This is a genomic window from Rhodanobacter sp. UC4443_H10 (assembly GCF_052978325.1).
In genome coordinates this window covers 1,021,985-1,043,635 of the sequence record NZ_CM129668.1, presented here as the reverse complement: position 1 = coordinate 1,043,635, position 21,651 = coordinate 1,021,985, and the positions used below count along the sequence as shown (strand labels likewise).

Below are 21,651 nucleotides of genomic sequence, written 5' to 3'. Positions count from 1 at the left end.
ATGCACACGAACAGGAAAACGGTAGGCATCGTCGGCGCGCGCGGCCATACCGGCATGGAACTGATCCGCCTGATCGCGGCGCACCCGCTGCTGCAACTGGCCTTCGTCTCCTCGCGCGAACTGGACGGCCAGCGAGTGGCCGATCACGTCGACGGTTTCGCCGGCGAACTGCGCTACGCCAGCCTGGACCCGGCCGCGGTGGTGGCGCAGGGCGCCGACGTGGTGATCCTGGCGCTGCCGAACGGCAAGGCGGCGCCGTTCGTCGAGGCGATCGACGCGGCGAAGCCGGATACGTTGATCCTCGACCTTTCCGCCGACTACCGCTTCGACCTGTCGTGGTACTACGGCCTGCCGGAACTCACCCGCGACAAGTGGCGGGGCGAGAAGCGCATCAGCAACCCCGGCTGCTACGCCACCGCGATGCAGCTGTCGATCGCACCGCTGAAGGACCTGCTGGCCGCGCCACCGGTGTGCTTCGGTGTCTCCGGCTATTCCGGCGCCGGCACCACGCCGTCGGACAAGAACGATCCGGAAAAACTGCGCGACAACCTGATGCCGTACGCGCTCACCGGCCACATGCACGAGAAGGAGGCCTCGTTCCGGCTCGGCGTGCCGGTGGAGTTCATGCCGCACGTGGCGCCGCACTTCCGCGGGCTCACCGTCACCACCAACCTGTATCTCACCCGCCCGCTGAAACGCGAGGACGTGCTGCAGCGTTTCCATGCCGCCTACGACGGCGAGAAGCTGGCCGTCGTGACCGACGAGGCGCCGTGGGTCAGCCGCATCGCGCACCGCCACCATGCCGAGGTCGGCGGCTTCGCCGTATCGGCCGACGGCAAGCGCGTGGTGATCGTGGCCACGCTGGACAACCTGCTCAAGGGCGCCGCCACCCAGGCGATGCAGAACATCAACCGTGCGATCGGCGTGGACGAATACACCGCGATTCCAGTGGGGCAGGAGTGAGGGAAGAGGAGTGAGAAGTGAGAGAAGCTCACACTCACAGCACTCCCGCCCCTCCGCTCTTGATCTCTCTCACTTCTCACTCCTCTCAACTCACTTCTGGCTACCATGACCCAACCCCTCTGGCAAAAAGCCGGCATCCGGATCGACGCGAAGATCATGCAGTTCCTCGCCGGCGACGACGTGCTGCTGGATCGCGAGTTCTTCCTGCACGACATCACCGCCAGCAAGGCGCACGTGGAAGGGCTGGCCAACATCGGCGTGGTCAACGCCGACGAAGCCGCCGCGCTGAAGCGCGAGCTGGATGCGCTGGCCGACGATTTCACGAGCGGCGCGTTCGTGCTGGACGAGCGCTACGAGGATGGTCACTCGGCGATCGAGGCGCGGCTCACCGAGCGCCTCGGCGACGCCGGCCGCCGCGTGCATACCGGACGCAGCCGCAACGACCAGATCCTGGTTGCCACGCGGCTGTGGCTGAAGGACAAGCTGGCCGCGCTGGAAACGCATTGCCGTGCGATCGCCGAAGTGTGCCTCGGCCGCGCCGCGCAGCCGTCCGTGCCGATGCCGGGCTATACCCACCTGCAGCGTGCGGTGGTGTCGTCCACCGCGATGTGGTTCGCCGGCTTCGCCGAGGGCTTCATCGACAATGCGCTGCGCGCGCGGCAGACGATGACGCTGATCGACGCGAACCCGCTCGGCACCGCCGCCGGCTACGGCGTGAACATGAAACTCGATCGCGAGCACACCACCCAGGCGCTCGGTTTCGCGCGCATGCAGATTTCGCCGATCTACGCGCAGCTGTCGCGCGGCAAGTTCGAGATGGCGGTGCTGGAGGCGATCGGCGGCGCGCTGCTCGACTTGCGCCGGCTGGCGTGGGACCTGTCGCTGTTCACCACCGCCGAATTCGACTTCGTCAAATTGCCGCCCGAGTACACCACCGGCAGCTCGATCATGCCGAACAAGCGCAACCCCGACGTGATCGAACTGCTGCGCGCCAGCTACGCCAGCGTGGCCGCCGCGCGCACCGAGATCGAGCAGCTGCTGTCGCTGCCGTCCGGTTACCAGCGCGACCTGCAGTTCTCCAAGGGCTCGATCTTCCATGGCGTGCGTCATGGCCTGATGGCGCTGGAACTGGTACCCGACCTGCTGGCGCGGTTTGCGTGGAACGAAGCCGCGATGCGCGCTGCGATCGAGCCGGCGATGTACGCCACCGACGTGGCGATCGAGCAGGCCGCCGCCGGCGTGCCGTTCCGCGATGCGTATCGCGCGGCGGCGGAAACCGCGGCATCCGCAGGGCAGGGGCGCACGCCCGAAGGCAGCCTCGCCGCCCGCGTGTCGCCGGGCGCCGGCAACGACCTGCGACTGGATGAACTGCACGCGCGATTGCGTGCGCTCGACGACTGAAGCGGAGGCACGGGCATGGCGGCGATCGACACGGGGAACACGCACACCGACCTGCCCGCACAGGCATTGCCCTCCTGGCGCCGCGCCGTGCTGAAAGTGGGCAGCAACCTGCTTGCCGCCGACGGCGGCGGCCTCACCCCGCGTCATGCCGAAGCGCTGGCCGGTTTCGTTGCCGCCAGCCATGCCGAAGGCCGCGAGGTGGTACTGGTGTCCTCCGGCGCGGTGGCGGCCGGGCGCGCGCTGCTGCGCCAGCATGCGCGCGACGGCGGCGGCCTCGCCGCGCGGCAGGCGCTGGCCGCGCTGGGGCAGGCGCCGATGGTCGCGCTGTGGCAATCGCTGTCCGCGCGGCCGGTGGCGCAGGTGCTGCTGACCCACGACGACCTGCGCAACCGCCGCCGCTACCTCAACGCGCGCGCCACCCTGCGCGAGCTGCTGCAGCTCGGCGTGCTGCCGGTGATCAACGAGAACGACACCGTGTCGGTGGATGAATTGAAGCTCGGCGACAACGACAATCTCGCCGCCATCGTGGCCGCGCTGGTCGACGCCGACCTGCTGCTGATCGCCTCCGACGTCGATGCGCTGTACAGCGCCGACCCGCGGCGCGATCCCGCGGCCGTGCCGATCGCGCAGGTGGCCGCGCTGACCCCCGAGATCGTCGCGATGGCCGGCGACAGCGGCAGCGCGGCCGGCACCGGCGGCATGCGCACCAAGCTGCAGGCGGCGGCGAAAGCTGCGGCGGCCGGAATTCCCACGGCCTTGTTCAGCGGGCGCGAGACGGCCACCGTGCAGGCGCTGCACCGCGGGCAACTGCGCGGCACGCTGATCGCCGCGGCTTCCACGCGATTGCAGGCGCGCAAGTACTGGCTGCGCCACGCACCCGCGGCGCCGGGCCGCATCCGCATCGACGCCGGTGCGGTGAAGGCGCTGGCCGGCGGGCGCGTCTCGCTGCTGCCGGGCGGCGTGCTTGGCGCCGACGGCGAGTTCCACCGCGGCGACCTGGTGGAGATCGTCGACGCGGACGGTGCCGCCGTCGCGCGCGGACTCAGCCAGTACGGCGCCGCCGAAGTGCGCCGTCTCGCCGGCCGGCACAGCCGCGAGATCGACGGCGTGCTCGGCTACAGCTACGGCGACGAGGTGGTGCATCGCGACGACCTCGTCGGCATGAGTCGCCCGGTTGTGTCCGGACAGGAGATCAGCACATGAGCACGATCCGCGAACAGGCACTCGCCTGCCGCGGCGCGGCGCAGGTAGTCGCGGCGCTCGACACGGGGACGAAGCGCGCGTTGCTTCGCGACATGGCTGCGGCGCTGGAAGCGCAGTCCGCCGCGGTGCTGGCAGCGAACGCCGAAGACGTGCAACAGGCCGCGGCGAAAGGCGTGCAGGGCGCCATGCTCGACCGCCTGCGGCTGGACCAGGCACGCGTGGCCGGCATCGCCGGCGCGCTCCGCGAAGTGGCCGAGCTGCCCGACCCGGTCGGCGTAACGACCCGCCGCGAGACACGACCGAACGGACTGTCGGTCGAGCGCGTGCGCATCCCGCTCGGCGTGATCGCGATGATCTACGAGGCGCGCCCCAACGTCACCGCCGACGCCGCCGCGCTGTGCCTGATGGCCGGCAACGCGGTGATCCTGCGCGGTGGCTCCGAGGCGATCCATTCCAACACCGCGATCGCCGCGGCGCTGAAGTCGGCACTGGAGGCGCACGGCGTGCCGACCGCCGCCGTGACCCTGGTCGACGACCTGCGCCGCGAGACGATGGTCGAACTGCTGCAGCTGGTCGACATCGTCGACCTTGCGATTCCGCGCGGCGGCGAGGGCCTGATCCGTTTCGTTGCCGAACACGCGCGCGTGCCGGTGATCAAGCACTACAAGGGCGTCTGTCACCTGTACGTGGATTGCGCCGCCGACCTCGACCTGGCGTTGGACCTGCTGCTCGACGGCAAGACCTCGCGCCCCGGCGTGTGCAACGCGCTGGAGACGTTGCTGGTGCATCGCGACGTCGCCGAAGCGTTCTTGCCACGCGCCACGCAGGCACTGCGCGAGCGCGGCGTCGAGCTGCGCGGCGACGAGCGCAGCCGCGCCCTGGTGCCCGACATGCGCGCGGCGACCGACGACGACTACGCCGCCGAGTTCCTCGACCTGATCCTCGCCGTGCGCGTGGTCGACGACCTCGACACCGCCATCGCGCACATCCGTCGCCACGGCTCCGACCACACCGAAGTCATCGCCACCACCGACGAAACCGCCGCGCAACGCTTCGTGCAGGCGATCCGTTCCGCCGTGGTGATGGTCAACGCCTCCTCCCGTTTCAGCGACGGCGGCGAGCTGGGCCTCGGCGCCGAGATCGGCATCTCCACCACGCGGCTACACGCCTACGGGCCGATGGGTGCCGAGGCGCTGACCATCGAACGCTTCGTGCTGCGCGGCGACGGCCAGGTGCGGCACGCCGAAAGCCGCCGGTGAAGGCGCGCATCGTGCGCCTCAGCCCCGCACGAAGGCGCGCCGCCAGTGCCGCAGTGCACCGGCCGCCACCAGCAACCAGGCCAGCAGGCTGATGTAGACGCCGAGGTCGGACACCGGCTGCAGCAGATCCAGGTCGAGTGCCTGTGCCAGCGCATTCGTGCCGACCGTGTACATGCCCAGCGGAAACACGATGTCCCAGTCGTCCACCGCGTAGCGCAGGCGCACGTGGCGCATGCCGTGGCGCCACAGCTCGAGGATCGCCAGCAGCGGAATCCACCAGGTGGCGCTGGCCCAGAAGAACAGGGTGAAGCCCTTGACGAAGGGCACCAGCGCACCGAGCGACGGTTGCGCCGGCGCATGCAGCACCAGCAGGCTGCCGGCCAGCGTGGTGATCGCCAGCGCGCCCATGTTGATCCAGTACGGCGGCGTGAAGCCGCTGGCCGGCAGCGGCAGGAACAGCAGGCGGTAGAAGATCAGCGTGATCAGGATCAGGTACAGCGCCGCACCGACCAGGTACAGGCACAGCGCGGCGAACAGCCAGCCGAGCGCGGGCGTCGCATGGTCGTGCGCCACCAGCAAGGTGATCGCCACCGCCAGCGCCTGCGTCGACACCACCGCCACCAGCCAGCCGCCATTGATGCTGCGCCGGAAGCCGGGCTTGCGCTGGCCGGTGATCACGGCGAGCAGCAGCAGGTACGACAGGCAGCCCCAGCCGACCGCGCCGAGCACGGTCAACGCGACGGCCCAATGCGGCAGCGGAACCACCAGCACACACTGGCTGGCCAGCACACCGATGGCCGCGACGAAGGTGAGAAAGCCCGCGCCCCGCGCCGGGTTGGTGAAGTCGTCCAGCACCTCGCACCTGGCATGCACGAGGCGCAGCGCGTTCAGCGCCAGCAGCAGCACGAAGGCCACCGCGTTCAGCACGAACAGCGCACGCGCCAGCACGGGCATGCCGTGCTGGCCGGCATCGATGGAGACGATGCCGGTGGCCATCACCAGCGCGAACGCGCCGGGGTCCAGCTTGCGGATGCTCGATGGAAGGGTGCGGCTCAGCATCATCGTCCTGGCTCCGGCGAGCGGCCGTACGGGTGACGGCCGGCGGGCGATCCATCCGTGGATTCGCCGTGGTTTGCGCCGGTCAGCTCGACGGGGTCAGCAAACGGGTCAGCTGGTCGAGTTGGGCGCGGTAGTGGTCAAGCACCTGCGCAGTGATCGTTGCATAGCGGTTCGCCTCGTCCCAGCGCCGTGCCTCGATCGCCTCACGCACGCCGGGAACCGTCTTGACGCCGTAGCCGGTGAGCATGCCTGGCGCGTAGATGAAGTGCCGGAACCACGGCCGGCCGGGCAGGCCGTCGGCATCGGTCAGCGCCTGTTCCATCCGGCCCATCTGCCGGTTGATCTGGCGCAGCCGCGCGGCGGGCAGGGCAAAGCCGTCGGCGGCCTGCCGCGCGTAGGCGGCCTGGAAAGCCTTTGCGCTCTGCTCCAGCTGGCTGGCGGCGCGGTCCAGCGGGGCCAGCTCGATCGCCGGCACATCGGAGTCGCGCGCCGGCGGCAGCAGCGGCCGGGTTGGGTCGCTGTCCAGCGCGTAGGCATGCGCGTCGAGCAACTGGTGCTGTTGCGCCGTTGCCTTGCGCGTATTCTCGATCAGCTTGTGCAGTTCGCCGACGTAGCGGCCCAGGGTCTGGCTGAAATCGCCGAAGCGCAGCGGCAGCACATCGGCATCGGCGCTGCGCAACACGATGTGGCCGGCCACCTTGGCCAGCGCCACGCCGTACTCGAAGCTGGGATCGCCAAAGCGGGCGTAGTGGTCGAACGAGTCGTAGCGCGAGTGATAGATGCCGGCATTGTCGTCCTCGCCGCCGAAGCCCAGGTCGAGCGAGGCGATGCCGAGATGTTCCAGGAACGGGCTGTAATCTGAGCCGGAGCCCAGTGCCTCGATCGGCAAATCGCCGCCGCTGGCTGCCGCCTTGGCATTGGCCTTGGCTTCGGGTTTCGCCTTGGGATCGCTGCCTTCGATCATCAGGTGCGCCCGCCAGCGTTTGCCCACGCTGACGCGGGTTTCCGGATCGGTCACGCCGTCGGCGACCTGGTTGACCAGGTGCTGCAGCGAATGGCTGCCGCCGGCGCCGAGGAAGCCGCGGCCGTTGGTATCCGAGTTGATGTAGAGCACGGCCTTGGCCTGCAGCTCCTTCGCGTGCGCCTCGGCCCATTCGGTGGAACCGAGCAGGCCCGGTTCCTCGCCGTCCCAGCTGGCGTAGACCAGGGTGCGCTGCGGCCGCCAACCCTGCTTGAGCAGGCCGCCGATGGCCTTGGCCTCGGCCATCAGGGCCACGTTGCCGGCCAGCGGGTCCCATGCGCCGAACACCCAGCCGTCGTGGTGGTTGCCGCGGATGATCCACTGGTCCGGCGCGCGGGCGCCCTCGATCTTGGCGATCACGTCATAGATCGGCTTGCGGTTCCAGTCCGACAGCACGGTCAGGTGCGCCTTGGCCGTGCTCGGGCCCACGTGGTAGGTCAGCGGCAGTGCGCCGCGCCAGGCTGCGGGTGCCACCGGGCCGCCCAGCGACTTCAGCAGCGGCGTGGCGTCGGCGTAGGAGATCGGCAGCACCGGAATCTTCAGCAGGGTCTTCGCGTCCTTGATCGCCAGCCGCTTGGCGCCGGGCGTGGAGCCGATGCCGGGGGTCAGCGGATCGCCGGGATATTGCTGCATGTCGGCGACCGAGCCGCGCTGCACGCCTTCGGGCGGGCGCCAGCCGCCTTCGGGCCAGGTGTCGCCCTGGGCGTAGCCGTCATCGTGCGGGTCGGAGTAGATCAGGCAGCCGACCGCGCCATGCTCCTGCGCCAGCTTCGGCTTGAGCCCGCGCCAGCCGCCGCCGTAGCGGGTAATCACGATCTTGCCGCGCACGTCGATGCCGCGGCGGGCCAGCTCCTTGTAGTCGTCCGGCATGCCGTAGTTGGCGTAGACCAGTGGTGCGGTGACATCGCCGTCGCCGCCGTAGACGTTGTATGGCGGCAGCGCGCCGGGCAGCGCCGAAGTGGCATCGCCGGCGACCGGCGGCTCGTGCAGGGTGGCGGTGAACGGCTGCGGCCCGAGCAGTTCCAGTGCGACTTTCTTCGGCGTCGGATACAACACCTCGAACGTCTCGATGTGCGCATCCCAGCCCCAGGCGCGGAACTGCTCCAGCATGAACTCGGCATTCGCCTTGTCGTGCGGCGAGCCGACCTGGTTCGGCGCCGATGCCATCTGCTTCAACCAGTCGCGCAGCTCGGCCGGGTCGAGCTGGGCGTCGAAACGTCGTTCCAGGTCGAGTTGGGTGGTGGCATGCGCGGGCGTGAAGCCGAGCAGGCCGGCTTGCGATGGGGCGGCGGGTTCCGCTCCGATGGCGGCGAAGGTCGCAAGCGCACACGCCGTGGCAAGCAGTACGCGCATTCTGTGGTGGGTCATGGAATCAGTTCCCCTGGTCGACGGAGGGTTGCGCCACATCGCCGCGAACCGGCGTGGACACGGGCCCGGCAGTGGCTGCCGGGGGCTGGGAGGGCGGTGGCCGCGGGTTGCGGTCCCTGATCGTGACGTTCTGTGAAAACAACGTGGCGTTGTTCTCGCCGCTGTAGACCACGCGGTACTTGCCGGGCCGCAGGTAGAGCTCGCTGGCGGGCGCCGCGCCGCCGCTGCGCACGCGGTCGCTGGGCACGGCGTTGAGCGGCACCGGATCGAGCACCACGCGATCGGCCGGGATGGCGTCGTTGCCTTCGCTGGCGTAACGCGCCTCCACCATGCAGGGAAAATGCTGGTTGCAGCGTTCGCCATCCACGTAATACGGCTTGCGTTCGCCGCCCAGGCTGAGCCAGGTCGGGCGGCCGCGGCGCATGGATATCGGCGCAAACCACACGCTGACGTCGTAGCCCGGCCGCAACGACCACGGTTTGCCGGCGTCGTCCACGAACACGATGGGGCCGGTCGGTTGCAACTTCTTCATGACCGGCTCGTAGTACGGATGATTGCCGCCGACATCGGGGTGGTCGTACAGCATGGTCTGCTCGACGGTGAGCGGGTCGATGTCGATCAGCCGCCGCAGGTGCTGGGCCATCGAGGCACCGCCCAGGTAGGCGCCGGATTCCTGGATGTGCGCGTAGCCGGCGTTGACCACCACGCGCGCGTCGGGATGGTCCTTGAACACCTGTCGGTACAGGTTGCGCGCCTGCTCTGCTTCGCGGGCGTCGCCGGAGGCATCGGACAGCGCCTCGTAGCCGACCACCTTGTAGCCGAGCCGCAACGCGGTGCGCACCATTTCCGCGCAGACCGGTTCCTGCGTGTAGAAGCCGCTGTCCTTGGTCGGGTATCCGCGCGCCTGCAGCCCCTTGTCGGTCTGGTAGACCGTCTCGGCCGCGAAATAGTCGTAACCCTCGGCGCGCAGTCGCGCCAGCATCTGCACCGTCAGGCTGCGGGTGAGCGGGATGTTGTGCGCCTCGTTGAAGAACACTGCCCGGCGCCCTTTCGCCAGCCGTGCGATCGCCGTCAGGGCAGACTCGGCGTGGTGGACCCCGTCGTCCAGCGGCAAGGGGCGGTCGTCGGGCAACGCTCCCTGCCTGATCGAGAAGCTGGTCGCCGCGTCCGGGTAATCGCCGATGAAGGTCTGATACCAGCTCAGGTACTGGCTGAAAATGACCTGGAAAGCAGGGTCGTTGTTGCCGACGGAGGCGTAGCGCATCACCTGGAACTGGGCCAGCAGGCCGTTGCGCTTGTCGGCGTCGCGCATGATCGCCTCGGATTCCTGCGACGCCTTGAGTTGCCTGGCCTGCCAGTGCGCCGGCGATTGCGCATGGCCGGAGCCGGGCATGCCGGCGATCGCGGCGCAGGCGGCGGCGAACAGAATGCTGGTACAGCGCATGGAACCTCCCGTGAGTCGGTGGGTTTGCGTGGCCATCCCGCGGCGGTGGAACCGCAACCCGTGCACGTTACCGCAAGCACCATCGCATGCCTGTGCCTGTCGACACAGTGTCATCACGATCAAAGCGGAGCACAATCGGGAGCCCCGCCTGCCGATGGAGTACGCCATGCGCCACGCCATGCTTGCCCTCCTGCTGACCCTCCCGCTCCCCGCCGTGGCGACCGCCCAGGTTGCCGACCTGCACAGCGGCGCGATCACCGCTGCCGTGCAGAAAGGCGTCGACGATCCGGCGCGCGCGGCGGACCGCCACGAGGATGCGCGCCGCAAGCTGGCGCTTGTCATGACCTTCGCCGAGGTCAAGCCCGGCCAGAACGTGCTCGAACTGGTGCCCGGCAGTGGCTACTGGACGCGGGCGTTCAGCGCCATCGTCGGGCCCACGGGCCACGTCTACACCGTCTGGCCGGACGAGATGGGCAAGTACTCCGCCAAGAGCCTGGCCAACTGGCAGAAGCTGGCGGCCACGCCGCACTACGCCAACGTGAGCGTGCTGCAGCAGCCGGCGGCCAAGCTGAGCGTGCCGATGCCGGTGGACCTGGTATTCACCTCGCAGAACTACCACGACTACCACGACCCGTTCATGGGCCCGGTCGACATGGCCAGCTTCGACAAGCAGGTCTACGACGCGCTCAAGCCCGGCGGCCTGTTCGTGGTGATCGACCACGTGGCCCCCGCCGGCTCCGGCCTGGCCGACACCGACACCTTGCATCGCATCGACCCGGACGTGGTCAAGCGCGAGGTCGAGGCCGCCGGTTTCGTCTTCGACGGCGAAAGCAACGTGCTGCGCAATCCGGCCGACACGCACACCACCAAGGTGTTCGACAAGTCGATACGCGGCCACACCGACCAGTTCGTCTACCGCTTCCGCAAGCCGGCGAAGTAACCACGGCAGCGCGGGGTTGCGCGTAGCGCGTTGACGGGGGCAGGCTTGGGCTTCACCGCAGTAGTCGGCACCCTCGGACGGTGTCGACACCGCGCCGCCACGCCCGAAGCGATTCCATGAGCCCCAGCGAACCCGACCCGCCCGACGACGACCCAGCCGACCCCATGCCGCGGCGCCCGCCCGAACCGGACGCCGCCGACTGCTGCGGCGAGGGCTGCGTGCGCTGCGTGTACGACGTGCATGACGAGGCGCTCGAACGCTACGAACAAGCCCTCGCGGTGTGGCGCGAGCGCCGACGGCTACGAGGGTGAGCACGTGCCCGGCCGTAGTGGGGCGGCTGGCAGGTGGCCTGCTGCACCGCGGCGTCACCGATGGGGCTCATCGCGCTTGCACCACTTTGTGGCAGAGCTGGCGCGCGCCAGGGTTGAATTCGCCGATCGAACTTCACGGCCACCTCTTGACAAGATTTAACACTTACGACTATTTTTGAAGAGAGTTTTCGAAAGGAAAGGCCGTAGTTTGTATTGACTATTACGGTGAACTTCACGTTCGAAGTTTCGCCAGGGAAGGGGAATGAAAAACCATTTTTTCAAGCTGTGCCGAATTGCCTTCATTGCGTTGGTTCTTATATCGGTCTCGACGCAAGTTTTCTCTGAGACTGACTCAGGAACGACTAAAAAATATAAGGATGGCAAGCCGGTTAGAGATATTGCCAAAGTTATTGTTCATGGTGTGCCTGGACCGAAAGAACCGGCAGGCCCTAACGTTCACGAAGTTATTGGGCAACTGAAGCATCCGTCGCCTGGCTTTCGCGCACCTGTCGGGAAATTTTTAAGCAATAAACACGATTCGTCGGAGAGTTCATCCGACTGTGGGAGTTTAGTGGGTCCGCCGATCGACGTCAGTACGGGCGCAAAAATCGAGACATACCCCATCTTCAGCACGCCTGGTGAGATGGGTCTGAGTTACGCGCTTTATTATAATACCGCAGTACCCGGATCTCACTGGTCAAATAGTTTTGACTATTGGCTCGACGCGACGTGCAGTGAACAGGATACGGGTCTATGTAGGTACGTGAAGGTTTACGGCCCTGACGGCTCGGCACTCGTGTTCGACGGGAATCCAACCGCGGACACGACTTTTACGGAGCGAGGCGGCGGGGGGCTAGCGACCCTGCAGCGGGATGCTGTCACCGGCGAATTCACGCTGCACGACGAGGATGCTACGACCCAGACCTATGCGTCGGATGGCCATATCAAGTCGATCACCGACGCCTCGGGCATCGGCTGGACCATGACTTACGGGCCTGTGAACGGAGTCGGTAGTTACCTCCTGAAGGTAACTCACACAAACGGTAAATCAGTCACTTTCGGTTACACAACAGCCGGATCGGTCAACGTGACGACCGTAACGGACCCTGCCGGCAATGCCTACATCATAAAAGGTCTGGTCGATTCGATAACTTTTCCCGGCTCGCCGCAAACGATCATTTCTTTCAAGTACGCCGACGCAAGGCTGACAGAGGTCGATTACAACGGTGTTCCTTATTCGTACACCACCTATGTTACCGATCCGAGCAGTTACTGGTATCGGTGGGGTACGAGCACCTACCTTGCCGATGGCAGTGAGTTGATATCAACTCAATACAGTCGCGACGCCAGTGATAACCTCACAAGTACCATCACCAACCCGCTTGGTCATGTCACCACAAACAAGTACACATGGATAAATGGATATCGTCGCCTGACGGCGGTCAGCGATTCTGCAGTGTCGACATGCGGAGCGACCGCGAGCTCTCGTACTTACGACAGCAACGGTAATTTCTCAAAAACCGTCGACAACAACGGCAATGCCCACACCTATACCTACGCCGCCAACGGTCAGTTGCTGAAGGAGACCGAGGCTTACGGCACCCCGCTTGCGCGCACCACGGATTACACGTGGGATCCGAACCCGCAACTCAATCGACTATCGACCGTCACGGTCGAAGGCTGGTCGAAGACGGCGTACACCTACAACGCCCAGAACCGCCTGGCGTCGGTGGCGGTCACCAATCTGTCCGGCAATGGCGTGACGGGCCAGACGCTGACGACGAACTATGCCGACACGCTCTATCCCAACGGGATGGTTCACACCCGGGTCGTGACGCAACCGTCGCCGAACGGGAGCGACAGCACTACCTACACATACGATGCGTTGGGCAACTTGGCGACGGTCACGAATGGCTTGGGCCAGACCACCTCCTACAGCAGCTACAACGGGTTGGGCGAACCGGGGCATGTAGTGGGTGCGAACGGTGATGCCACCGATTTTGTCTACGATGCGCGCGGTCGGGTTGCATCCCGGACTACGCACCCGAATGGCGTCGCGACGACCTGGACATACGCTTACGACGGCTTCGGCTTGCTGTCCCAATTGACTGCACCCGACGGAGAAATCACGGCGTGGAATCGCGATCCCGAGATGCGCGTCACCAGCATCACGCACAACGACAAGGATGCAACGGCGCTCGAAACCTTTGGCTACGATGCCAACAACGATGTCACCAGCGACGTCGTGAGTCGTGGCGGCGTGACGAGTTCCTCGCGGCATGTCGTCTACGATGCGCTGGCGCGACCGTATCAGGTGCAAGGCAATCACGGCCAAGTGACGACCTACAGCTATGACGGCAACGGCAACGTATTGTCGATGACCGATGCGGCGGGCCATGTCACTTCGTACCAGTACGATGCGCTCGACCGCGTCATGCAGAAGACCGAAGCCGGCGGTGCAAGCCCGGCGATGCCGGCCACCGCGCCCTCGTTGAGCCTGCCCTCAAGCAGCACCAACGGCAACTACTCGGTGAGCTGGACGACGGTCAGCGGCGCGGCCGACTATGAACTGCAGGAGCAAGTCAACGGCGGCGCATGGGCCACTGTGCAACGTTCTGCAGCAAATGGATGGAGCGCCAGCGGGAAGACGAATGGAACCTACGGCTACCGGGTCCAAGCCTGCAATGCCACTGGTTGCGGGCCGTGGAGCGCCACGCGGACCATCACCGTGTCCATCCCCGCCGCCCCCGGTTCGGCCCCCGTCCTGACAGTGCCCGGCAACAATGCTACCGGAACCTATGCGCTCAGCTGGACCACGGTCAGTAGCGCCAGCAGTTACCAGCTGCGGCAGCAGTTCAACGGAGGGATCTGGTCGACTGTGCAAAGTTCGGCCGCGACCAACTGGAGCACCAGCGGGAAAGGTAGCGGAAGCTACGGTTATGCGGTGCAGGCTTGCAATGCCGTCGGTTGCGGCCCGTGGAGTGCGACCGGCACGGTGGTGGTGACGCTGCCGCCACAGCCTGCCACGCCGTCGCTCAGCGTGCCGGCCACCAGCAGCACAGGGAACTACGCCGTGAGCTGGGGCGCCGTGAGCGGGGCAGCCAGCTACAGTCTGCGGAAGCAGGTCAACGGCGGTAGCTGGGCGGTCGTGCAGAACTCCGCCGCCACCAGTTGGAGCGCCAGTGGGCAGGGAAGCGGCAGTTACGGTTACGAGGTCCAGGCCTGCAATGCCGGCGGCTGCAGCGCATGGAGCGCGCCGCGGACCACCACGGTCACCATCCCCGTGCCCATTGCGATCAATGGGCAGTCCTACTCGGTGAGCTACGTTATCCCGATGCAAACGTCGGCATCGGTTTCGATCGGTTTTCAGATCACGGGCGGCAACACCTGGAAGGTGTTCACCACCAAGCCCGGCGTAGGCAATGGAGGCGTGGCGGTGGCCTCGGGCGCCGTGCCCGCCACAGCAAGCACGGTGCAGTTGACCTGGGTCCAGCAGGGCCCGCCCAGTGGCGACGCCACGTCAGGCGGTAGCGTGAGCAATCCAGCCAGCTCGCCGGTGGCACTGGGCACCAACCCAGTGAGCCAGTACACCAGTGGCACCTACAGTTACCGCATTGATGTGGTGGGGATGCAGTATCAGCTGCGCGTGGACTTCTTCAACGCGGCAGGCGCCAACGTGTCCAGCTCCACCTGCACGTTGACGGCAACCATGGCGGGGTCAAACTGATGCTGCCCCGTCACCTTGTTCGACCATCGGCGGGTATGCCGCGCGATGGTACCGAAGCTCGTTTCGCCGCGCAGAGGATGTCTCGCATGGAAGCTTTCCACGGTTATCGGCTGTCGTATGCCATCTTGGCGATGGTGGGCGGGTTGCTGATGAGCCAGCCGGTCGCCGCCAATCCGCTGGTGACGACGTTCGCCTACGACGCGGGGGACCACGTCGTCGCGGTGACCGACCCGCGCGGCCTGGTCACCGCCTACAACTACGACGGCCTGGGCCAACTGTGGGGCTTGTCCAGCCCCGACACCGGCACGACCACCTACGGCTACGATGCCTATGGCCGGCGCACCAGCCTGACCCGCGCCAACAATGTCCAGACCACCTACGGCTACGACAGCCTCAACCGGCTCGTCAGCGTCAGCGCCGGTGGGCAGACGCAGAGCTTCGCCTACGACAGCTGCACGAACGGTATCGGTCGGCTGTGCTCGGACAGCGATGGCACCGGTAGCACGAGCTATGGCTACACGCCGGAGGGGTGGATCGCCAGCCGGTCGTTCACCATCGCGGGTACTTCCTACGCGCTGGGTTACGGCTATGACGGCATGGGTCATCCCGTCGCGGTGACCTATCCCGATGGACGCCAGGCGCTCTACAGCTACACCCGTGGCGTGGTGTCGGGGGTTTCGTTCGTGACGGGTGGCACCACGGTCACTGCGGCCAGTGCCGTGACCTATCGGCCGATGGATGCAGGCATGGTCGGCTGGACAGCCAGCAACGGGCTGGCCACCACGCTGGCCTACGACACCGATGGTCGGCTCACCGGCATCAACGTGCCCGGGGTAGAGGCGCTGGGTTTTAGCTACGACGCGACCAATCGGTTGACCGGCATCGATAACGCGCTCGATGGCACCCTCAGTCAGGATTTCGGCTACGACGAACAGTCGCGGCTGGTGTCGATGTACTCGGCCAATGCGGTGGCTGGCTATGGTTACGATGCCAACGGCAACCGGATCAATACGGCCGGCACCAGCGGCAGTCGTGCGACCAGCTACAGCGCCACCAGCAATCGCCTGGTCAGCAGCACGGGCGTTGACCCGCAGAGTTATGGCTACGACGCGCTGGGCAACCTCACCACGCTGGGCGGTGCCACGGCCTATCAGTACGACGCTTTCAACCGCATGCGCGCGGCCGGTGGCATGACCTACTACGTGAACCCGGAAGGGCAGCGGCTGCGCAAGACCGGTGCGGCGGGAACGACCTACTTCGCCCCGGATCGGGGCGGCGCGCTGTTGGCCGAGTACAGTGGCGGCCAATGGATCAACTATTTGTGGCTCAACGGCCGGCTGATCGGGCGCGAGGTCAACGGGCAGTTGGAGGCGATCCACGGCGACCAGTTGGGACGTCCGCAGGTGGTGACCAACGCCTCGCAATCCGTGGTGTGGCGCGCGCAGAACTGGCCGTTCACGCGCGTCGTGGCGGTGGCGAATACCGTGCCGCTGAACCTGGGGTTCCCGGGGCAGTACCACGATGCGGAGACGGGGCTGTGGCATAACGGGTTTCGGGATTACGACGATACGTTGGGGCGGTATGTGGAGAGTGATCCGATTGGGTTGGCGGGTGGAATAAATACGTATGTCTATGTCGGTGGTAATCCGCTGAATTATGTTGATCAGCTTGGCTTGGTTAAGGAATGCAAAACTATAGTTAGAATCCCTATACCATTAATAGGGCTTAACCTTGAGGGTCAGCAGTGTGCGGAGAATGGCCAGGCACCTAGCGTGCAGGACGCAAAGGACGCAAAAAGGATGTCAAAGGACCGGTTGGATAAAGCGTGTAAAGCAAATGGTTATAAGGACGCGCATGAGCTTAAAAGGGATTTAGGACTCGGTTCTGATCGGGATATTTTCTCTGATAGAAATGGCAACATGTACTCTGGTCCACGTAGTGGATCAGGGGCTATGGAGTGGCTAAAGATGAACACAGGCGGGCCTAACTAAAACTCATGAAAAATAATGTAGAAATAGATTTTCAGCTTTGGGCTACATCAATTCCTCCGCGAAGGATATCTGAGCTAACGAAAATTCAACCGGATGTTCAATTTTTGAAGGGGGAACGAAACAACAAACTTGTTCTTCCTCGAGAGAATCTTTGGGCAATAAGGTCTAAGGTCAATTCGAACAGCATTGAAGATCATTGGAATGAGCTCGAAGGCATCTTGCTGAATAAGAAAGAAGCTTTGAGGGAAGTCGCTGGAACAGGGAGTGCGAAATTAACTATAGTCGTTAATAGTGAATTGAGAATTCCATCGATTGTTATTCCCCCGAGAATGTCGGCTTTTGCTGCTTTTCTTGAGGCTTTTATTGAGATAGATCACATTCAAACATAATTAGGCGCCTGCGAGACACTTCATTCACACCAGCTCGCGCTAACCTCACCACGCCACGGCCTACCAGTACGACGCCTTCAACCGCCTGAACGCGGCCGGCGGCATGATCCATTACGTGAACCAGGAAGGGCAGCGGCCGCACAAGACCGGTGCGGAACGACCTATTTGATTTGAAATAAAGGGAATAAAGAATAAAGGGGACGTGAAGAATAAAGGAATAAGGGGGACGTGGCCAATTAAATTGCGAGAGCAACGCCCTGCGCAGCCCGGCCGACACGCACACCACCAAGGTGTTCGACATGACCCCTCGAATCGCTACATCGCTCGCATGGAAGCTGATTGACTACCGTTGGCTCCTTCTTTCGGCTGCCGTCGGTGCGCTGGCAATTTTGCTCGCAACAATCGTCGCGGTGCACAAGCCGGGGCTTGATATCTTTTGTTTTGCCGCGATGGGACCTCTGGTGTTTCTTCCTTGGGGATTGTTTTGTGCGTGTCTGTGGTTCGGGCCTCACGGCAAGTACCGACAGCCAAACCCGGCTGCGCCGGGCTTCGTCCGCGTGATTGGCTGGATTGCCGCGGTGTTCCTGGGCATCTACGTCGTTGGCAGTGCACTCTTGTGGCCGCTCGCTGTCGCAATCTGATGGCATGCCTCGACCTTGCCGACACTCCAACCCGGCGTAGATGTCCCTGGGATCGCGTAGGGACCTAGAACCTTCGTCCACCCGCCGCCCCGTTTCGTCGCCTCCTGGCCGGTTTCGTCGCAGGCCGCGCGATTTTCCGCGGCGGGGCCGCTAGTCTCGTTGGCGGTCTCCCCAGCGTGGATGGTTGCCGTGTTTCGAAGCCTGTTTTTCTACCTCCGATTGATCGTGGCCTGGTACCTGCTGGTGCTGCTGGCGACGTTGTCCGTGAGCTGGATCTGGTCGGGGTTGGGCAGCCTGGTGCAGTTGCTGGGGCTGGTGGTGATCGTGTTCGTGGTGATCCGCGCGCATTCGCACCTGGTGCGGGTGCGCATGATCGCGGGCAAGCTGACTTCGGCGACGCTGGCGACCCGACAACGGCGGCAGATCGAGGCGCCGTTCGAGGCGGAGGAGGCGTTCGAGCTGCTGGACGCCGCGATTCGCGAACTGCCGGGCGTGGAGCAGGTGGACCGCACGCGCAACCATCTGCAGATTCGCGCGACCGCGGTCTACGCCGACCCCTATGACCTGGCGCAGCTGGGGCGCTGGAATCCGATGCGCTGGATCGTCAGCCAGCGCAACCGAATCCTGGCGACGGTCAACCGCGGCGAAGGCAGCAGCAGCTTCAGCCTGGTCTGCGAGCCGTGCAGCGCGCCGTGGAGCGACTGGCTGCAGGTGGACGACGGCGTCAACCTGGAGAACCTCGAGGCGATCGCCCGCGCGGTGACGCTCGGCGTGGCCAGCCGCCGCCGCGGCGAGCAGGCGGCGGCGGCACAGACGGCGACCGAGAAGGAGCTGGCGATCGCCAAGCTCAGCCTGCTGCAGGCGCAGGTGGAGCCGCACTTCCTGTACAACACGCTGGCCAGCGCGCAGGTGCTGGTGCGCAGCGACCCGGCCGGGGCGGATGCGATGCTGGGCCACCTGATCCAGTACCTGCGTCACTCGCTGCCGCGCGCCGACCGCGCGCTCGCCAGCCTGGGCGAGGAACTGGAGCGCTCGCGCGCCTACCTGGCGATCATGAAGATCCGCATGGGCGCACGCCTGAACGTGCAGATCGACGTGCCGGACGAACTGCTGGCCACGCCGCTGCCGCCGATGCTGCTGCAGACCCTGGTGGAAAACGCGATCAAGCACGGCCTGGAGCCGCGGCCCGGCGACGGCACGGTGTGGATCTTCGCGCGCCGGCAGGATGGCCGCGTGGCGGTGACCGTGGCCGACGACGGCAAGGGCTTCGGCGCGCAGGAAAGCGGCGCGGGCATCGGCCTGAAGAACGCGCGCGAACGGCTGAAACTGATCTATGCCGGCCAGGCCAGCCTGGCCATCGCGGCGAACTTCCCGCAGGGCGTCGCCGCCACCATCAACGTGCCGGAGCACTACAACGAGGAGCAGGCCCATGGCTAAGGGTGTGATCGCCGAAGACGAGGTCTTGCTGCGCCAGTCGCTGCGTGCCGCGCTGGAGACGGCATGGCCGCGGCTGGACATCGTCGCCGAGTGCGAGGACGGCGCCAGCGCGCTGGAGGCGATCGTCGAGCATCGGCCCGAAGTGGCCTTCCTCGACATCCGCATGCCCGGCCTCACCGGCCTCGAAGTCGCCACCGCCGCGGCCGAAGCGTGCCCGGCGACCCAGGTGGTGTTCGTCACCGCGTATGACCAGTACGCCATCGACGCCTTCGAGCGCGGCGCGATCGACTATCTGCTCAAGCCGGTCGTCCCGGAACGGTTGCGCGCCACCGTGGAGCGCGTGCAGTCGCGCGTGGGCGCGGATCGGTCCGACACTGCCTCGCTGGCCGACCTGGTCCGGCAGATCGGCAGCCGGCTGGGGCCGGCGCGCCAGCAACCGCCGCTGAGCTGGGTCACCGCCAGCACGGGGCGGGAGACGCGGCTGATCCTGCTCGACGACGTCGCCTATTTCCGCGCGGACAACAAGTACACCACCGTGGTCACCGCCGAGGGCGAGGCGCTGCTGCGCACGCCGATCCGCGAACTGCTGGAGGTGCTCGACCCGACCGTGTTCAAGCAGATCCACCGCGGCACCGTGATCAACATGAAGGCGGTCGCCGCCGTCACCCGCGACGACACCGGCAAGGGCATCGTGCGCCTGCGCGAGCGGCCGGAAACGCTCAGCGTGAGCGCGCCGTTCATGACCCTGTTTCGCAACATGTAACTGCCGCGTTCGCAACGGTTTGTCGGGAGGACGGCCATGCACTATCTCATCGCGCTGATCTGGCTGGTGCTCTCGCTGGCCGGGGTGGAGGGCTACGGCAGCCAGTCGCACGCCACGCGCGCCAGCGTCAACGGTGTCGACGTGCTTTACAGCCGTACGCGGATTGTCGCCGACATCGCCGACATCACCTGCGTGCGCAGCGCCAGCGGGCGTTGCCATTACCGTTTGCTGGCGTGCCCGACGCCGGCCGCGCACGCGACCAAGGCGCCGGCCTGCGAGCAGTCCGGCGCACGGCAGTTCGTGCTGGCGAGCGGAGCAAGCCGGGACGTCGCGGGCCTGCCCGCACGTTTCATGCTTTGCGTGGGTGCCGGTGGCGACGGTGCAGGAGCGGAATGCAACATGCTTTCCGCATCGCGTTCGCCGCTTGCCGGCTGGTGAGCGGCGGAGCTACTTGTCCTTCTTTTTTTCTTGCTTGGCGGCGCGCTTTTCCTTCAGCGTTTTCTCCGGCTTCTTCTTTTCGCTCTTCTTCGAATCCATGCCCTTGCTCATGCGCGGCTCCTCGATGTGGACGATGGTGGTGGCGGCAAGTCTAGGCGTTTCCTCGACCAAACGGGAGTCGTTGCCGTCGCCGATCAGGCCGTGGCCAGGCCGGCGGCGAAGTGCTGGCCGAGGTCGCGCTGGCAGCGTGCGAGCACGGCCGGCGGCATGACGCCCGGCCAGCTGTGCGCCAGGTCCGCATCGGCGGGGAACTCGCCGTTTTCCACCAGCAGGCTCAGGCTGGCCAGACTGTCGGCCACCGCCAGCGCGCGGCCCAGCGGCGAGGTGGCTGCGCTGACCTCGCCCTGGCACTCGGCCAGGGCGCCGAGCACGCGCGCCGGCAGCCCCCATTGGCGGGCAGCCTGCAGCGAGAGTTGCGCGGCCAGCATCGCGCAGTGCCGCACGAAGCCCGCCGACAACGGCGGAGGCGGCGTGCCGGGCAGCAGTTGATCCAGCAGGCGCACCACCGCGCCCGTACCGGCATGGCGCACGATCCCGGCCAGATAGGCCTCGAACGCATCGCAGCCGGTGGTGCGCCCCAGCCACGCGCAGGCATGCGCGCAGCGTTCCGCGTGGCCCCACAGGCGCCCGCCTGCCGCGTGGCCCATGCTGCCGGTGTTGCCCTGCAGGATCGGCTTCATCACGTGCAGGGTGATCACCCGGCGCAGGCCGTCCTGGCCGAGCAGCACCACCGCCTGTTGCAGGCTGCTGATCGGTTGTGCCGAACGGTAGAACACGGTGCTGGTGGCGCGCATGACCTCGCCCACCATCAGCGGGTCGCGGCCGACCAGCTTGGCCAGTTCGGCGCCTGCAGCCTCGTCGCTCTTGAGGGTGCGCAGCAGTTGCGGCAGCACGGTCGGCAGCCGCGGCAGGCTGCGCAGGTCGAAGCGAGCGCCGAGCAGCTCCAGTCGTCGCAGCAGGGCCGCTTCGGCCGGCAGCGGGTCATCCTGGCGGGGCGGCGGCAGGCCGAGCACGAGCCGGTGGAAGCGCTCGTCGATCAAGGCCAGCGACGGCGTTTCCGTCGCGGCGTGGGCGACGGCGGGCGACGGGACGGCGGCAGGGGCCGGCGACCGCGCCTTGCTGGCGCGCTGCGGACTGGCCTTTGCCTTGCGTCGCGAAAACACGCGCCGCCACATGTTTCCCACCATGGGGACTGCCCCTCTGTCGCGCCGTGTCGTCGATGGTTCGCTCCCGTTA

17 protein-coding genes are annotated in these 21,651 nt (G+C 66.1%); 13 read left to right on the top strand and 4 right to left on the bottom strand.

What is annotated here, in order from left to right; genetic code table 11:
• The 4 genes from argC (at window position 1) to ACVCMB_RS04890 (ending at window position 4,826) form a co-directional block, all read left to right on the top strand.
• Window positions 1-963 (top strand): N-acetyl-gamma-glutamyl-phosphate reductase, encoded by a 963-nt coding sequence (gene argC / locus ACVCMB_RS04905; protein WP_447106302.1) that lies wholly within the window; start codon window positions 1-3, stop codon window positions 961-963.
• 105 nt (window positions 964-1,068) lie between these two features.
• Complete coding sequence (gene argH / locus ACVCMB_RS04900; RefSeq protein WP_447106301.1) at window positions 1,069-2,364, top strand: argininosuccinate lyase; 1,296 nt, start codon at window positions 1,069-1,071, stop codon at window positions 2,362-2,364.
• A 15-nt stretch (window positions 2,365-2,379) separates the two neighbouring features.
• A complete protein-coding gene (gene proB / locus ACVCMB_RS04895) occupies window positions 2,380-3,567 on the top strand; it encodes a glutamate 5-kinase (RefSeq protein WP_447106300.1) in 1,188 nt (395 codons plus the stop codon).
• Complete coding sequence (locus ACVCMB_RS04890) at window positions 3,564-4,826, top strand: glutamate-5-semialdehyde dehydrogenase (protein ID WP_447106299.1); 1,263 nt, start codon at window positions 3,564-3,566, stop codon at window positions 4,824-4,826. Before proB ends, ACVCMB_RS04890 begins: the two co-directional genes overlap by 4 nt.
• A gap of 18 nt (window positions 4,827-4,844) precedes the next feature.
• Here the strand turns inward: ACVCMB_RS04890 and ACVCMB_RS04885 are convergent, their stop codons facing one another.
• From ACVCMB_RS04885 to ACVCMB_RS04875, 3 genes are all read right to left on the bottom strand, one after another.
• On the bottom strand, window positions 4,845-5,888 hold the full coding sequence (locus ACVCMB_RS04885) for a tellurite resistance/C4-dicarboxylate transporter family protein (RefSeq protein WP_447106298.1): 1,044 nt from the start codon (window positions 5,886-5,888) through the stop codon (window positions 4,845-4,847).
• Between the two features lie 79 nt (window positions 5,889-5,967).
• Window positions 5,968-8,274 (bottom strand): transferrin receptor-like dimerization domain-containing protein, encoded by a 2,307-nt coding sequence (locus ACVCMB_RS04880; RefSeq protein WP_447106297.1) that lies wholly within the window; start codon window positions 8,272-8,274, stop codon window positions 5,968-5,970.
• 4 nt (window positions 8,275-8,278) lie between these two features.
• Complete coding sequence (locus ACVCMB_RS04875; RefSeq protein WP_447106296.1) at window positions 8,279-9,718, bottom strand: hypothetical protein; 1,440 nt, start codon at window positions 9,716-9,718, stop codon at window positions 8,279-8,281.
• Between the two features lie 166 nt (window positions 9,719-9,884).
• On the opposite strand from ACVCMB_RS04875, the gene ACVCMB_RS04870 reads away from it, so the two are divergent.
• The 9 genes from ACVCMB_RS04870 (at window position 9,885) to ACVCMB_RS04830 (ending at window position 20,355) form a co-directional block, all read left to right on the top strand.
• Window positions 9,885-10,658, top strand: coding sequence for a class I SAM-dependent methyltransferase (locus tag ACVCMB_RS04870; RefSeq protein ID WP_447106295.1), 774 nt, complete (start codon window positions 9,885-9,887; stop codon window positions 10,656-10,658).
• A gap of 116 nt (window positions 10,659-10,774) precedes the next feature.
• Window positions 10,775-10,969: an oxidoreductase-like domain-containing protein gene (locus ACVCMB_RS04865; protein WP_447106294.1), complete on the top strand. Its 195-nt coding sequence runs from the start codon at window positions 10,775-10,777 to the stop codon at window positions 10,967-10,969.
• Between the two features lie 262 nt (window positions 10,970-11,231).
• Complete coding sequence (locus ACVCMB_RS04860; RefSeq protein WP_447106293.1) at window positions 11,232-14,696, top strand: hypothetical protein; 3,465 nt, start codon at window positions 11,232-11,234, stop codon at window positions 14,694-14,696.
• An 86-nt stretch (window positions 14,697-14,782) separates the two neighbouring features.
• Window positions 14,783-16,687 (top strand): RHS repeat-associated core domain-containing protein, encoded by a 1,905-nt coding sequence (locus ACVCMB_RS04855; protein ID WP_447106292.1) that lies wholly within the window; start codon window positions 14,783-14,785, stop codon window positions 16,685-16,687.
• Between the two features lie 5 nt (window positions 16,688-16,692).
• Window positions 16,693-17,076, top strand: coding sequence for a DUF4279 domain-containing protein (locus ACVCMB_RS04850; RefSeq protein ID WP_447106291.1), 384 nt, complete (start codon window positions 16,693-16,695; stop codon window positions 17,074-17,076).
• A 299-nt stretch (window positions 17,077-17,375) separates the two neighbouring features.
• Complete coding sequence (locus tag ACVCMB_RS04845; protein ID WP_447106290.1) at window positions 17,376-17,717, top strand: hypothetical protein; 342 nt, start codon at window positions 17,376-17,378, stop codon at window positions 17,715-17,717.
• Between the two features lie 180 nt (window positions 17,718-17,897).
• Window positions 17,898-19,154 (top strand): sensor histidine kinase, encoded by a 1,257-nt coding sequence (locus tag ACVCMB_RS04840; RefSeq protein ID WP_447106289.1) that lies wholly within the window; start codon window positions 17,898-17,900, stop codon window positions 19,152-19,154.
• The gene (locus ACVCMB_RS04835; protein WP_447106288.1) at window positions 19,147-19,917 is read left to right on the top strand and encodes a LytR/AlgR family response regulator transcription factor; all 771 of its coding nucleotides are present in this window, start codon (window positions 19,147-19,149) and stop codon (window positions 19,915-19,917) included. Before ACVCMB_RS04840 ends, ACVCMB_RS04835 begins: the two co-directional genes overlap by 8 nt.
• Window positions 19,918-19,953: 36 nt before the next feature.
• The gene (locus ACVCMB_RS04830) at window positions 19,954-20,355 is read left to right on the top strand and encodes a hypothetical protein (protein WP_447106287.1); all 402 of its coding nucleotides are present in this window, start codon (window positions 19,954-19,956) and stop codon (window positions 20,353-20,355) included.
• Between the two features lie 194 nt (window positions 20,356-20,549).
• On the opposite strand, the gene ACVCMB_RS04825 is transcribed toward ACVCMB_RS04830, so the two are convergent.
• A complete protein-coding gene (locus ACVCMB_RS04825) occupies window positions 20,550-21,578 on the bottom strand; it encodes an HDOD domain-containing protein (RefSeq protein WP_447106286.1) in 1,029 nt (342 codons plus the stop codon).
• Window positions 21,579-21,651 lie beyond the last annotated feature (73 nt).

What these genes read in the sequence shown, in the direction of transcription:
- argC (WP_447106302.1), top strand. Translation starts at nt 1, where the DNA reads ATGCACACGAACAGGAAAACGGTAGGCATCGTCGGCGCGCGCGGCCAT.
- argH (WP_447106301.1), top strand. Translation starts at nt 1,069, where the DNA reads ATGACCCAACCCCTCTGGCAAAAAGCCGGCATCCGGATCGACGCGAAG.
- proB (WP_447106300.1), top strand. Translation starts at nt 2,380, where the DNA reads ATGGCGGCGATCGACACGGGGAACACGCACACCGACCTGCCCGCACAG.
- ACVCMB_RS04890 (WP_447106299.1), top strand. Translation starts at nt 3,564, where the DNA reads ATGAGCACGATCCGCGAACAGGCACTCGCCTGCCGCGGCGCGGCGCAG.
- ACVCMB_RS04885 (WP_447106298.1), bottom strand. Translation starts at nt 5,888, where the DNA reads ATGATGCTGAGCCGCACCCTTCCATCGAGCATCCGCAAGCTGGACCCC.
- ACVCMB_RS04880 (WP_447106297.1), bottom strand. Translation starts at nt 8,274, where the DNA reads ATGACCCACCACAGAATGCGCGTACTGCTTGCCACGGCGTGTGCGCTT.
- ACVCMB_RS04875 (WP_447106296.1), bottom strand. Translation starts at nt 9,718, where the DNA reads ATGCGCTGTACCAGCATTCTGTTCGCCGCCGCCTGCGCCGCGATCGCC.
- ACVCMB_RS04870 (WP_447106295.1), top strand. Translation starts at nt 9,885, where the DNA reads ATGCGCCACGCCATGCTTGCCCTCCTGCTGACCCTCCCGCTCCCCGCC.
- ACVCMB_RS04865 (WP_447106294.1), top strand. Translation starts at nt 10,775, where the DNA reads ATGAGCCCCAGCGAACCCGACCCGCCCGACGACGACCCAGCCGACCCC.
- ACVCMB_RS04860 (WP_447106293.1), top strand. Translation starts at nt 11,232, where the DNA reads ATGAAAAACCATTTTTTCAAGCTGTGCCGAATTGCCTTCATTGCGTTG.
- ACVCMB_RS04855 (WP_447106292.1), top strand. Translation starts at nt 14,783, where the DNA reads ATGGAAGCTTTCCACGGTTATCGGCTGTCGTATGCCATCTTGGCGATG.
- ACVCMB_RS04850 (WP_447106291.1), top strand. Translation starts at nt 16,693, where the DNA reads ATGAAAAATAATGTAGAAATAGATTTTCAGCTTTGGGCTACATCAATT.
- ACVCMB_RS04845 (WP_447106290.1), top strand. Translation starts at nt 17,376, where the DNA reads ATGACCCCTCGAATCGCTACATCGCTCGCATGGAAGCTGATTGACTAC.
- ACVCMB_RS04840 (WP_447106289.1), top strand. Translation starts at nt 17,898, where the DNA reads ATGGTTGCCGTGTTTCGAAGCCTGTTTTTCTACCTCCGATTGATCGTG.
- ACVCMB_RS04835 (WP_447106288.1), top strand. Translation starts at nt 19,147, where the DNA reads ATGGCTAAGGGTGTGATCGCCGAAGACGAGGTCTTGCTGCGCCAGTCG.
- ACVCMB_RS04830 (WP_447106287.1), top strand. Translation starts at nt 19,954, where the DNA reads ATGCACTATCTCATCGCGCTGATCTGGCTGGTGCTCTCGCTGGCCGGG.